Annotated in this window: 12 protein-coding genes; 8 read left to right on the top strand and 4 right to left on the bottom strand. The window is 44.2% G+C overall.

The window, feature by feature from the left end:
* Positions 1–61: 61 nt before the first annotated feature.
* From DRW41_RS10695 to DRW41_RS10680, 4 genes are all read left to right on the top strand, one after another.
* Positions 62–1,510, top strand: coding sequence for a right-handed parallel beta-helix repeat-containing protein (locus tag DRW41_RS10695; protein ID WP_181884507.1), 1,449 nt, complete (start codon positions 62–64; stop codon positions 1,508–1,510).
* 207 nt (positions 1,511–1,717) lie between these two features.
* Positions 1,718–2,512, top strand: coding sequence for a helix-turn-helix transcriptional regulator (locus tag DRW41_RS10690; RefSeq protein WP_115451969.1), 795 nt, complete (start codon positions 1,718–1,720; stop codon positions 2,510–2,512).
* A gap of 167 nt (positions 2,513–2,679) precedes the next feature.
* A complete protein-coding gene (locus DRW41_RS10685; protein WP_115451968.1) occupies positions 2,680–3,060 on the top strand; it encodes a VOC family protein in 381 nt (126 codons plus the stop codon).
* Between the two features lie 21 nt (positions 3,061–3,081).
* The gene (locus DRW41_RS10680) at positions 3,082–3,495 is read left to right on the top strand and encodes a VOC family protein (protein WP_115451967.1); all 414 of its coding nucleotides are present in this window, start codon (positions 3,082–3,084) and stop codon (positions 3,493–3,495) included.
* A 145-nt stretch (positions 3,496–3,640) separates the two neighbouring features.
* On the opposite strand, the gene DRW41_RS10675 is transcribed toward DRW41_RS10680, so the two are convergent.
* The 4 genes from DRW41_RS10675 to DRW41_RS10660 form a co-directional block, all read right to left on the bottom strand.
* Positions 3,641–4,333, bottom strand: a complete 693-nt coding sequence (locus DRW41_RS10675) for a hypothetical protein (protein ID WP_115451966.1) — start codon at positions 4,331–4,333, stop codon at positions 3,641–3,643.
* Positions 4,334–4,537: 204 nt separating this feature from the next.
* On the bottom strand, positions 4,538–5,176 hold the full coding sequence (locus DRW41_RS10670; RefSeq protein WP_115451965.1) for a hypothetical protein: 639 nt from the start codon (positions 5,174–5,176) through the stop codon (positions 4,538–4,540).
* 634 nt (positions 5,177–5,810) lie between these two features.
* On the bottom strand, positions 5,811–7,061 hold the full coding sequence (locus tag DRW41_RS10665) for a glycosyltransferase family 2 protein (protein WP_181884506.1): 1,251 nt from the start codon (positions 7,059–7,061) through the stop codon (positions 5,811–5,813).
* Positions 7,061–7,828 (bottom strand): WecB/TagA/CpsF family glycosyltransferase, encoded by a 768-nt coding sequence (locus tag DRW41_RS10660; RefSeq protein ID WP_115451963.1) that lies wholly within the window; start codon positions 7,826–7,828, stop codon positions 7,061–7,063. Before DRW41_RS10660 ends, DRW41_RS10665 begins: the two co-directional genes overlap by 1 nt.
* Before the next feature lie 394 nt (positions 7,829–8,222).
* Between DRW41_RS10660 and wecB the strand changes: the two genes are divergently transcribed.
* The 4 genes from wecB to DRW41_RS10640 all read left to right on the top strand — a co-directional run bounded on the left by wecB (position 8,223) and on the right by DRW41_RS10640 (position 13,450).
* Complete coding sequence (gene wecB, locus DRW41_RS10655; protein ID WP_439330867.1) at positions 8,223–9,371, top strand: non-hydrolyzing UDP-N-acetylglucosamine 2-epimerase; 1,149 nt, start codon at positions 8,223–8,225, stop codon at positions 9,369–9,371.
* A gap of 288 nt (positions 9,372–9,659) precedes the next feature.
* A complete protein-coding gene (locus tag DRW41_RS10650) occupies positions 9,660–11,300 on the top strand; it encodes a glycosyl hydrolase (protein ID WP_115451962.1) in 1,641 nt (546 codons plus the stop codon).
* A gap of 706 nt (positions 11,301–12,006) precedes the next feature.
* Entirely contained in the window at positions 12,007–12,753 is a 747-nt protein-coding gene (locus DRW41_RS10645) for a YveK family protein (protein WP_115451961.1), read from the top strand.
* Entirely contained in the window at positions 12,743–13,450 is a 708-nt protein-coding gene (locus DRW41_RS10640; RefSeq protein ID WP_439330866.1) for a CpsD/CapB family tyrosine-protein kinase, read from the top strand. The genes DRW41_RS10645 and DRW41_RS10640 overlap by 11 nt, the downstream gene beginning before the upstream one ends.
* The last annotated feature ends 68 nt before the right edge of the window (positions 13,451–13,518 follow it).

The following is a 13,518-nucleotide window of genomic DNA, read 5'->3' as shown; positions in this document are numbered from 1 at the left end:
AAAGATTCTCCAAAAATTTTTTACAAGGATTAAAATGGGTTCGTTAAAAAGGAGTAAGAAGGTGCAGCAACTAAAAGTTCAGTTTTCAAGAATGGGTATTCTTTTCATGCTTTTCTTCTTGATTGTTCCCACTGTTTTAACCGGGACTAGTGATCCCGCTTTGGAAAATAATAAGAATGGATTAAATCATCTTTGGAAAAAGAAAATACCGGATCTTGATAATAGCGAAATGATATATGTTGTGGCTGATAAAAATAAGGCTAAAACTGATAGGACCAAACAACTAAAAAAGGCTTTAAAGCTTGGAGCTGGAAAAGTCATCGTTTTGCCACCTGGCAGCTCATTTAAAATCAGCGGTTTAGTCGTACCCGACAATACTACGATAATTGGGTATGGGTCAAAACTATACAACGATAAAAAACATCAACCCCTTTTGACAATTGGCAATGGGGTAAAGTTATACGGGATTGAGCTCCAGGGGGCGGGCAATACAAAAGCCGATCCAAAAGGAGTCGGTATAAGGATTCGGGGAGCAAATGCATCCAACTATGTCAAAAACATTGTTATAGAAGATTGCTTTATTCATGATATTGGTTTCTATGGTATTCTTGCTAAATTTGCAGATAATGTAAGGATTTCAAATACAGTTATCCGTGATATTGGTTTTGCTGGAGTGGGCGGATTGTCTGTCAGTAATATGCATATTAACAAGAGCCATATAAAATCTATCTCACCAGGGAACAAAGGAAATGCATACGGAGTCTTTTATTCACGAAAGGGTGCAGAGAACAACGTAAAGGCACACCCCAGAAGCACAAATAGTTCGGTGACGAATAGCATCATTGAGGACATTCCGTTGTGGGAGGCACTTGACACCCATGGCGGAGAAAATATTACGTTCAACAATAATACGATACGAAATACGAAGGTTGGCATTGCATTTGTTAACGCAACAGGGAAAGGTGGGAAAGAGCTATTTGGTTCCCAAAAATGCACGGCTAAAGGCAATCGAATTGAAGGAATTGGCAAGGGATATGGGATCGTTGTGGCTGGAACGCCATCTGATCACAGTAGCGGCTGTACCATCGAAGGAAACCGTTTACTAAAGACGGGCCAGCAGGGGAATGGCAGCTCTGGTGCAATCCAGGCTTCCTATACGAAGGGTTTGGTTATAAAAAAGAATACATTGGTAAATTCATACGCAAATGGTGTCCACCTTTATACTCATAATCAGCAGTTTTCAGTTACTGAAAACAGGGTGGAGGATGTACAGGATAATTTGTATAAGACGCCTTCTGCCATTGCCTTACGTTCTGGCCATAATTCCGGTACAATTGCCGGCAATAATCTTATCAAAAAAAATCCAAAATTAAACCGCTTCGTATCCATTCGTGGAATCAATATAACCACAAAAACAAATATGAACCTCGTCATAGCCAGGAATACAAATAACTATGTTCTTCCTATAGCAGGAGGAACAGGTGACCATGTACAATACTTGTCAGAATAAACTCTTTATCAGGTTACAGTTAAAAGCCAGTCTATATAGGGAGTTGCCTTAAAAAGGCAGCTCCTTTTCTATTCCCAGTGAGTAAGTATTACAAGCGGTTTATTCCTCTTTTTGTTTTTTCCCAATAACACTAGGAGGATAGTTCAAATGAATAACGAATACTTCTTTTAGGAGATATTTAACGCCATATCCAAAAGTGAGGTAGTGATGACTAGGCAAATTGAAATTACTGAGGCAATCAACTATATTCAAACGCACCTGTATGATGAAATAACCCTCGATAAATTGGCCAGCCATGTGGCGTATAGTCCCTTTCATTTCAGCAGGATTTTTAAACAGGAAACGGGCTTGCCGCCTTTGTATTTTGTTTCCTCGATGCGCTTGCAGCGGGCAAAGGAGTTATTGCTTAACACAAATATGTGTGTCCGCGATATTGCCCTGGAGATCGGGCAGCAAAGTTTAGGGACATTTACGACCCGGTTTACGAACAGCGTCGGGGTAACGCCAGCCAATTTCCGCAATACCCAGGAGGAAGCGGAAACCCTTCTGAACTCGCTCCAGCAGCTGGGTGGAACAACAGGCTTTCAACATAGTGCGAAAAATCCCTTATCTGTAAAAGGAACCGTCTTTACGGATGAGGAGTTTGAAGGGGTCATCCTGGTAGGCTTATTTCCAAAGCCCATCCCGGAAGGCATGCCGCTTTACGGCACTCTTTTGTTTTCGCTTGGTGAATTCCAGTTTAAAAACGTAAAACCCGGCCTATATTATTTGTTCGCCACATCTGTTTCATGGGGAATGAATGCGCGGTCCGTCCTGATTCCCCACACAACGTTAAGGTACAAGCCGACAGGTTCCATACAGGTCAACGGGAATGAGCAAGTCCCGCACCAGGATCTACACCTCCGAGCAGCCCAACTAGACGATCCCCCAATTCTCATCTCGATTCCCAGATTGATGAATAACTTCCTTCAACGAACTAAGACAGCAATCCATGAGAAATAAAAACATATTGACAGTGATAATATTGGTATAAGATTGTCCAAAATGAAAACGAAAGGTGGCCAATATGTATAGTTAATGCCTTTGAAAATGTCGCATGATGTGAAGGGGAAGGCAGTTTGACTCAAAAAATCCAAATTAAAAACATTTAAGGAAAGAGGTTGAAAAATATGTTTAACACGGTTGGCCAGATCATGCTGTATGTAAATGACCAGGATGGAGCGGTGAAATTCTGGACCGAAAAGGCGGGATTTGTCGTAAAAGCAGACGAAACGAACGGCCCAATGAGATGGATTGAAATTGCTCCAGCGGAAGACGTCCAAACAACAATTGTCCTCCACAACAAGGAACTTATCGCCAAAATGGAGCCTGAATTAAATCTTGGCACACCTTCATTAATGTTCTTTACTGATAATCTGGACAACTTATATGAGAACCTATCATCGAAGAACGTTACCGTAGGGGAAATCGTAAAAATGCCTTCAGGCAGGGTATTCAACTTTGCGGATGATGAAAGCAATTATTTCGCGGTAATGGAAAAAACCAAATAAAAAATAATGGAGGGATAAAAAGTGGGAGTCCAATCAAACCAAATCTTTGTCAACCTGCCAGTAAAAGACCTGAACAGATCAATCGAGTTCTACAAGCAAATCGGCTATGAATTCAATCCTCAATTCACCGATGAAAAAGCAACCTGCATGATAATCGGCGAGAACATCTATGCAATGCTTCTCGTCCAGCCATTCTTTCAGTCGTTTACGAAAAAGGAGCTGCCAGATCCAAACGAAACGACAGGGGTGATCATTGCCCTTTCAACTGAAAGCAGGGAGCAAGTAAACGAAATAGTCGACAAAGCTGTAGCGGCCGGTGGTAAAGAAGTAAGCGAGCCGCATGACCAGGGATTCATGTATTACCGAAGCTATCAGGACCCGGACGGACACTATTGGGAAATCATGTATATGGAATCACATGCAGTGAACGATTAAAAAGGGGACAATGAAGGAGTGAAGCAGGGGACGGACCTCTAATGCTTCACTCCTTTTTTACTTCGTAATAATGGTAATCCTTTAAATCAGGCCTTACGTAATGCCCTATATTTCATTTCGAATCGGTCCACAATTAAATTCCGGTTTAAAAATCCGCATTAGAGTGAATTAAGTAGCATATTTCTTTTGACTTTTCTATAACTTGGATTTCCCCCTCCAATTTTTCTATTAAGTCATTAATTTCCTCAAAAAATGAAGCAATGTATTTTCCTATAGTGTATTTTGAGGCTTTTCCAAGTACAAAACCTATGGGCCCTCCTCCTAATATTGCGATATTTGCAACATCTAGTGATTTCTTTTCTTTTCTTAACAAATTTTCTTTTTCATTTCTAAGATTGTCTAAACTCTGCTTTAAACTATTTACTTCTAAATTCAAACTGGAAATACAACGCGCAATCCAATAATGGAAATCTTCTTTGCTCTTCAATGATAACCAGCAATAACCGATAAATAACTCAACTATTGCTTTTTCATTTTGTCTTTTTGAACCATTCAATGTTCCAGCTTCAATTATCCCTAGAGCGTCAATAAAACATCTCATGGCACTTTTTATATTTTCTTCTCTTTCTCTCTCTGTTCGATGATCTTTAACCGCATCACTTAGATAGATATTGGCACTGTACAGAGGACCCTTTTGTAAGGCATCAATGCCCTTTTCCAATTCATTTAATTTTTCTAAATTTGCAGCTAGGGCTGAGTTTAAAAGTTCGAACTGCCTATCTCCATTTAATTTTCGAATAAGAGCGGCAAATAGTGAAAAAATCATTGTTGGCTCCATAATACAAGGTGTCCCCCCTTATCCCTCGTGATTAACAATATATTAAATATCGTCATAATAATATTTGTTGTTTAATGTATCTCAAGAATACGAAATGATAGGTGTATTGGTATGCCTTTTGTAATTTTCAAATTCAACTGACATATCGAATCTCCATTATTAAAGGATATTTTGGACAAAAAAAGAGGGGTATCTCCCTCTCGTTTACTCTGTATCGATTTCAAGTTTTGCTTTTTTGAATGCTTCATCCTCTGGAATCATGACATTCAGCTTCTCCCAAATGGATGAAAATTCAACTGCATTATCTCTAAGTGACTTACTAAATGAATCAAGTGAACCGGATGGGTCCTCGGCCATTTCGGTGTGGGCCTTATAAACTGTGTACATATCTAAAAGCATATCATGAAGCTTTTCGTATTTTTTTGGAGGGTCATTTAGTTTTTTCATCAATCCTTTAACATGTTCATCATTTACGATCAACCCTGCTATTTCAGCTGCATGGTGCTTTCTTGCGGCAGCCAGCGATATATTGAAGTCAGATGAATAATTGACTTTTCCATCCAGGACATATTGATCATCATAGATCGTATCTCGCCATACCGATACGTAAGTGTTTGTCACTTCTTCGGCAGTAGCCCCGCCACTGATCATTGAGTAAGCGGCATCCCAATAATTCTTGGCGTAAGCAAATTCGTCTTTTTCTTTTGCGGAAGCCTGGTACGAGTTGTACCCAAAAAAACCTCCTGCAATCACAACAAGCGCTAATATTGCCAGCAGAATGATGGATTTTGATTTGCTTTTCTTTGGTTCCGTGCTTTCCTGGAGCATAGATTCAGTTTCCATGATGTGTTAACCCCCACCTACTCTTTCTTTTTAAATGCGATTTAAATATTAACATAAATGGAAAGAAGTGCTTGACGAAATTTGTCGAATTTTAAAAAGGTAAAATTTTCCGGTGTAATCAAATTCAATATCGTTTAGTAGGGAACTCGTTAAGACATCGCCGTACTCCTAATGACTCGTTACCAAAGATGAAATACTCGACGGCCGCCAGCAGGCTTAGTGGAGCTCCCGTCATTAATAAAATTTACGTTTCAGATTCAGATTGATGAAGTTCCACTTCAAGTCCGCTCATGTCCTGGGCTATGCCAGTCCCTGGAGAAATACAATTGACTAGTTCGTATAATTGCCATTTCTCATGAAGAATCTCAAGTGCAAGCGGAAGGACTTCATTCTTTTTTTCATCCAGGAAATGGATATTTCCAGAACCCAGCCTTAAAACCCTTCAGTTTGCCCGAAACCTTTATCGATTAGAGCAAAAATCCACTTTCTAACTCAAGACTAAATAGACTATCCAAGCCTAACTGCCTGTGCTCTGTTCAATTCCAAATAAAAAACCCCACTCCGGCCAATCGGCCAAAGTGGGGTTCCTTTAAAAAATATTCTCACGCAAGCATCAAAGCCGGAACCGTAAAACCTACATCCCAGCCCCAGGCGCCTGCATATCATCAAGCTCAATCCCGCGTGAATGCTTCGTCGGATTCCAGCTCTTGTTCTTGAACGTAAGCAAGCTCCACACGAACAACGGAATATAGCTCAAATTAAACAGGATCATACTCACAAAACTGCGAACAAAACTCACCTTCTGCAGCGAATCCTTCACAATCGTAAACGCCACATAGTAGAACTGGAACACAAGCATCGTCAGCCAGATATACCAAGGCATAATCGGATTGAACCAGCCAGCGTCCATAAAGATCGACATATAAATCACAGCCGCCGTCACCGTATTCAGCACAATCTTACCAGGGTTCAACAAATACAGCACCCCGTCAAACGCCTTAATATCGAGACGTGACAAACTCCTCCACAAAAGCTTCGGCGTATACTTGAAGCACACATCCCAGTGGCCTCTGGCCCAGCGCAAACGCTGCACACATGAAGCAATAAAGCTTTGAGGCTTCTCATCAAACACCCTCGCGAAGTGGCACCAATGCGCTTTTTCACCTCGTAATAGGCACTGCATCGTAAACTCCAGATCTTCCGTCAACGAACGCGCTGACCAGCCAACCTCGTTAAAAAGCTTCGTTTCGACAACGAAACCAGTCCCGCCGACCGCATTTCCAAGGCCGATGTGGCTTTTTGCCAACTGCCAGGCCCGGTTCATATAGAAATAACTCGCCGCATACGACAGGCTCACCCAGTTATCGTTCGGATTTTTCGAATCCAAGTAACACTGGATCAATCGGTGGCCCGCATGCAAATGATTATTCATTTCCTTCAAAAAGTTCGGGGACACCAGATTATCCGCATCAAAGAACGAAACCCCGTCAAAATCAGTCACCAAACGATCGCCATACGTATCCACCGCATACTTAATCGCATACGGCTTCCCCTTAGGCTCGCCAGGCAAATACGTGTGCTCAAGCACCGTCGCGCCCAACTCCCGCGCAATCTTCGCTGTATTATCATCACAATTATCCGCAATCACACAAACCTCGTACAACTCTTTCGGATAATCAAGCGACTTCAAATTCTTCACAAGCTGCCCAATCACGCTCTCCTCATTATGAGCGGCAACCAGCAACAAGAAACGCTTCTTTGGGGCGAACTCCTTCAGCTTCTTCGGTTTCTTGAACCCCCAGAAGCTGATCACCAGCCAATACGTCCAGAAAAACAACAACACATACTGTAAAGTATCAATAATAACAGGAACCGCTGTCTCCATCATGAACCCCTCTCAACTGTATTCTTTTCTATATCTGTATCCTCATTCCTAAAAAACGCGCCCAAAACCCGCAGCCCAAACCAGGCGACAGGCACCAGCTTGTGCAGCCGCGAAGGATTCGAAAGCATCCGGTACCCCCACTCAAGCCCAAGCCTTTGCACCCAAACAGGAGCACGCCGCTCTCTCCCCGCAATCACATCAAAACTCCCGCCAACACCCATCACCACACGCGCACCCAACCGGCGCTTATACCGCTGAATAAACAAATCCTGCCGCGGAAACCCAAGCCCAACCAACAATAGGTCCGGACCGAAAGCACGAATCCGCTCGACAACTTCGTTTTCTTCATTTTTGGAAAAAAACCCATGGTGATAGGCGAACGACACAAGCGGAAATTCCGCTTGGAGCCTCGCCGCCGCGTCCTGGATGGCAGATTCCCGCGAACCGAGCAGGAACACCCGTATCCTCCGGTGCTCGTTTTCGCGAAGAAGCGCCCAAATCAGGTCATAGCCAGTGACACGCTCCGTTAGCACGCCGCCGGCCACCTTGCCGGCAAGCAAAATCCCCACTCCGTCCGGGGTTAAAAAATCCGCACCGTCCGCAATCTCTTGCAGCTCCGGGTCCCGGAGGATTTTCCCGGCAATTTCGGCGTTCACCGTCATCACATGGAACGGCCCGCCGTCGGGGGCCGCGAGTTTTTCGGATAATAGTTCAGTCGTCTCGGAAAAATCCTTGTCGGAGAATTCCAAAGAAAAAATCCGCGTCATCAAGCGGACCCCCTTTCCAATCTATTTTTTGTTTTGAAGATTCAAACGAATTAGGTCTATCGTCTGACAAACCACATATTAAATTATATTACGATATTATTACAAACACGATTGTGTTTATTTCCTATCAAGGAAATTGTTGTATAAATAAAGCGATTTTAAGGAATTTGGAAAAATGTTTCAGTATTAACATTGTAAATTTTGTTATATTTTAAAAATAATAAAATAGGAAATAGGGCTCATATGCCTCCCGCCATGAAAACAGGTGGAAAAGTATGAGGGATGCCGGTTCAGTTGAAACTACAACTAACCTGCCGAGATCTTTTGCCCGGCATTTAAGGTGAATAGAACATTGAGTGGAGAGATGGAGTTGTCAAACGAGAAGTTGAAGATCATGACTGTATTTGGAACAAGGCCGGAAGCGATTAAAATGGCGCCACTGGTGAAGGAGCTCGAAAGAACAGCGGAAATTGAATCGATTGTTACCGTTACCGCCCAGCACAGGCAAATGCTCGACCAGGTGCTGGACATTTTTCAAATAACCCCCGACCATGACCTGAATATAATGAAGGAACGTCAAACGCTTGCCGGCGTCACTGTAAGGGCGCTTGAGGGGCTGGACAGCGTCTTTAAGGAAACGAAGCCGGACATGGTGCTCGTTCACGGCGACACTTCCACGACTTTCGTCGCGAGCCTAGCCGCTTTTTACAACCAAATCCCGATCGGCCATGTCGAAGCGGGCCTCCGCACGTGGGACAAGTATTCCCCGTACCCTGAAGAAATGAACAGGCAGTTGACCGGAGTAATGGCCGATCTGCATTTCTCGCCGACAAGCCAGTCCCGGCAAAACCTGACCGAGGAAAACAAGAAAACCGATACCATTTTCGTAACCGGCAATACAGCGATTGACGCGCTTAAAACGACTGTGAAAGAAACGTACGCCCATCCAGTCCTTGAAAAGCTCGGCACTGACAGGCTCGTCCTTATGACTGCGCATCGCCGCGAAAACCTTGGCGACCCGATGGAAAACATGTTCCGCGCCATCAGCAGGCTCGTTGCCGAACACAGTGACATCCAGGTTGTATACCCGGTACATATGAACCCGGTCGTCCGCGAAACCGCCAACCGGATCCTCGGGGACAACCCGCGCATCCATTTGATCGAGCCGCTTGATGTAATCGATTTCCACAACTTCGCGGCTCGCGCGCACCTGATCCTGACGGATTCAGGTGGCGTGCAGGAAGAGGCGCCGTCATTGGGTGTGCCCGTCCTCGTGCTGCGCGACACGACCGAGCGGCCGGAAGGAGTGAAGGCCGGTACTTTGAAGCTAGCTGGAACGGACGAAATGACCATTTACCGAATGGCAAACGAACTGCTTTCCGACGAAGCGGCCCACGAGCAAATGGCAAAAGCATCAAACCCGTACGGCGACGGACACGCCTCCGCCCGGATTGTCGAATCAATACTGTATTACTTCGGTCTCAGAAACAAACGCCCGGAAGACTTCCAAGTGGAAACTGGAGTCCAGCATATTCAGCAATAGAGATTTAAGGTTAATCATGGAGCAATCGGTCAATAGGGTCGTTCTAAGGAAGGATTGCCAGGTTCAAAATGGAGGAATAGGTTAATAGGAGTAAGCTGTCCAAACTCCGGCAGTTCCGCACAATGGGGCGTGTTCATAAAATCAGAAATCGGTTTATAAATTTCGAAACCGGTTCAAAAAAGCATTAACCCGGTTCATAAATTCACAAAATCGGTTCATAAAAGCTAGCACCTGCTAGCATAATCACTAAAAAATATAGAGAAACCACATCTGGGGAGAGCACTACGCATGAAGAAACTACTGATCATATTGGTATGCCTCTCTGTGCTTGGCGGCGGCGCTTACTGGTTCGTTTCGCAACCGAATAATGCCCAAAACATACGGGAACAGGCATCAATTCAAGCTACAGCAAAGCCAGCGAAAGAAAAGCCGTATGTGGAAGAGTTTACCGGCGGGGATTTTTATGTTCTTTGGAAAAATGAGCAGAAAAGCCGGTCGCTCCACCCGGACAATGTAACCACGCTAACTACAAGCGAAACGACTGCCACCTATACAAACAATTGGAACGGCTTTCAGTTGAGCTTCCCGAAGGAGTGGGAAATCGACAGCCGCCAGGCACCCAATTACACAAGGCTGTTTACGAAAGATTTCCGGATTGACCTGACCGTGCAAAACGTTGACAAAGCGTGGACCTCGCCGGTTGGCTACATCACAAAGACTATTGAAACGCTCAAGCCGAACATTACCGCCGACAAACGGTGGTGGAAGCAAGGCTTTGCCGCGAGACAAATCGATTATGCCAGGCCGGCCATTCAGGGAATCGACCATGACATGAACCGGTACAGTTATCTGTTCTTAACAAGAGGGAACCGGGTGTTCACTTTTCAGCTCAAAACGGACGAGAAGCATTTCGAACCGATGAAGGCCGCGCTCATCCAAATGGCATCAACCTTAAAAACTGTTTCTCCAACCCAGATGGACCTGAATACGGTGATCAAAGCGAACCCACCCAACCCGGAAGTCAGGCTCAAACACAAATATGATTCGCTCATCATCCCGAAAAACCATTTCGTCATGGGCGCGTACATGCCAAAATCGAGGGACATTGACGCCCTGAACGAATACCTTGAAAACCCGCTCGGAGCGCAAATGTTTTATAAACCGATCGACAGCAGCTATGACGAATACACGAAAGAGCTGCTCGACGGAGACAAACTCCCAATCGTTACCATTTTATTTGAAAAAGCAAATTCAAGCACAAATGCCGATGTCGTCGAAAATATCATCAATGGCTCCTTTGATAAAAACCTGCTCACCTGGGCGAAAACCGTCAAGAGCCTAAAGGGGCCGGTCCTGTTCAGGCTCGGCAACGAAATGAATGGTGACTGGTCCGCGTGGTCCCACAAGAACACATACAACGACCCGGACCTATACAAGCTCACCTTCAGGCATATCGTCGAACTGTTTAAAAAGAACGGAACGGACAATGCTTACTTTGTCTGGAACCCGAACCATGTGTCATCCCCGTACTTCGAATGGAACGAAGCGCACATGTACTTCCCGGGTGACAAATACGTCGATTTCGTCGGCATGACATCGTACAACTTCGGCAAAACCCAATGGAACAACTACCAATACATCGACACGCTTTACGGCGACCTGTACTGGGAATACTCCCGTTCCTATTACGGTAAACCGCTCATGATAGGGGAGTTCGGAACAGTCGAAACCGGCGGCAACAAAGCCGAATGGATCACAACTGCATTCGAAGAAATCCCACGCACTTACCCAAATATAAAAATCGCTGTCTGGTTTGACCAGGCACATGGCCCATTCGATTTCCGCATCCGCACATCGCCTGCAAGCGCAGAAGCATTTAAAAAAGGAATGGCCCAGCCGGCGGTGGTGAAGGGGCTAAATTACAAATAGGTTAGTTGGTATCAAAAAAAACTGCCCAGACACGATGCTGGGCAGTTTTTGTATAGTCCGCTAATTCACTCTATACCGGCTCGAATAGCTCTTTATAGATAAAAATCGGCGAATCCATGAATCTTTTATTTACTGATAAAAGGGTTCTGTTTGCTGATAAAGACTTTCCGAATACTGATAAAAGGGGCTCATCCGCTGATAAACAATCTGCATCCGCTCGTACACAGTCAGTTTTGTGCTTCGAAGGTTTTGCTTGCAAGCCAACACGGCCCTTGGTTAATCAACTGCAAGCGCAATTTGGAATCATCTGATCAAATACAGCCAAGTACATACCGTTTAGGGGTGCGATTGGCTCTGCTCTTCGGGGGTCCAAGGACACCCTGAATTAACAAATATCCTGGTAGTCATATAAGGACAATTTACCGATACAATATAGTAACGCCAAAAAAACCCGCTATCGCTCGCGGGTTTTTGCATGCTTAAAAACCTATAAAATTTTTTATCACCCCATTTTCAAAAAATAAAACACCCAAAATCTAGAAAAGTATAAAATTTCCTACATTTTTTGGCAGAATTGTGGTTTAATAGTCTCAATGGAAACTTTTCAAATAAGTAGAAAATCCACCATTTTAAGACATTAGTCACATATTTATACCGATTTGGTTTATATAATGAAGAAAGTTTTACAAGAAAGCAGGAGGACTTCATGGAAGAAACAATTAGTTTGAAAGAATTGCTTGAAACATTAAAAAAACGACTTGGGCTAATCCTGACCATAACTTGCATAGCCGCCATTATCAGCGGTATAGTCTCATTCTTTATCCTGACGCCCATTTACCAGGCCTCTACCCAAATCCTCGTAAACCAGAATAAAAGTGAACAGGCAGTCTACAATTATAGCGAAGTGCAGACGAACCTTCAGCTTATTAATACGTACAACGTCATCATTAAAAGCCCTGCAATTCTCGACATTGTCAAAGACAATCTTAAACTCGGTGAAACGGTGAACTTGAATGAAAAAATCACTGTCGGCAGCGAAAAAGATTCCCAAGTCGTCAACGTGTCCGTCCAGGATCCAGATCCGGTGGTGGCTGCGAGAATCGCCAATGAAACCGCCTCTGTGTTTAAAGAAGAAATCGTAAAAATTATGAACGTCGATAACGTCAACATTCTCGCGAAGGCTGAAGTAAAAGAGAACCCGGAACCAATTAAGCCGCGTCCACTCCTCAATATTGCAATCGCAATTGTCGTAGGTTTAATGGCAGGCGTTGGCCTTGCGTTCCTTCTGGAGTATTTCGACAACACTATTAAAACCGAACAGGACATTGACCGTATCCTCGGTTTGCCAGTGCTTGGCGTGATTGCGACGATCGATAATGACAAAATTATCGAGATGAAAACAAAGCGGACTGAGCGGAGAACAAGAGCAAGAGGTGAAAAAGTTGGCATTTAGAAAAAAACACAAAACATTGGCGGCGCCCAATCGGGTCATGCTTGTCACCTTATTTGACCCGAAATCAACTATTTCCGAACAATACCGGACAATCCGGACAAATATACAGTTTTCATCAGTCGACCGCGAAGTACGGTCGCTGATGGTCACGTCATCTGGACCTTCCGAAGGGAAGTCAACAACGGCGTCGAACCTTGCTGTCGTTTTCGCGCAGCAAGGGAAAAAGGTCCTGCTTGTCGACGCCGATATGAGGAGACCGACTGTGCATTACACGTTTAACCTGCCAAATACATTTGGAATGACAAACGTCCTGACAAAGCAGATTTCGTTTTCTGAAGCTGTCCGGAATACTGATGTGGAAGACTTGTATGTCCTCTCTAGCGGCCCTATCCCGCCCAACCCCGCGGAACTATTAGGCGCGGCAACAATGGGACAGCTTTTTGAAGAGGCGCTTGAAATGTTCGACTTGGTCATTTTCGACACGCCTCCGGTCTTAGCGGTAACCGACGCACAAATTCTCGCCAATAAGTGTGATGGCACCCTGCTTGTCATATACAGTGGGAAGACTCAAATCGAGCTTATTACGAAGGCAAAAGAATTGCTCGATGCAGCACAAGGCAAGCTACTGGGAACAGTCCTAAATCATAAGGAAATCAAGTCTAATGACTATTACTATCAATACTATGGAGGCAAATAACACCTTTCGACAAAAACTCCCCCTTTACGCTTTAACGTAGTGCTGATAGTATTAAAAGCACACAGATT

The sequence above is a fragment of the Neobacillus piezotolerans genome (assembly GCF_003362805.1).
Classification (GTDB): Bacteria; Bacillota; Bacilli; order Bacillales; family Cytobacillaceae; genus Bacillus_D; species Bacillus_D piezotolerans.
This window is presented reverse-complemented; position numbering and strand designations above follow the sequence as displayed.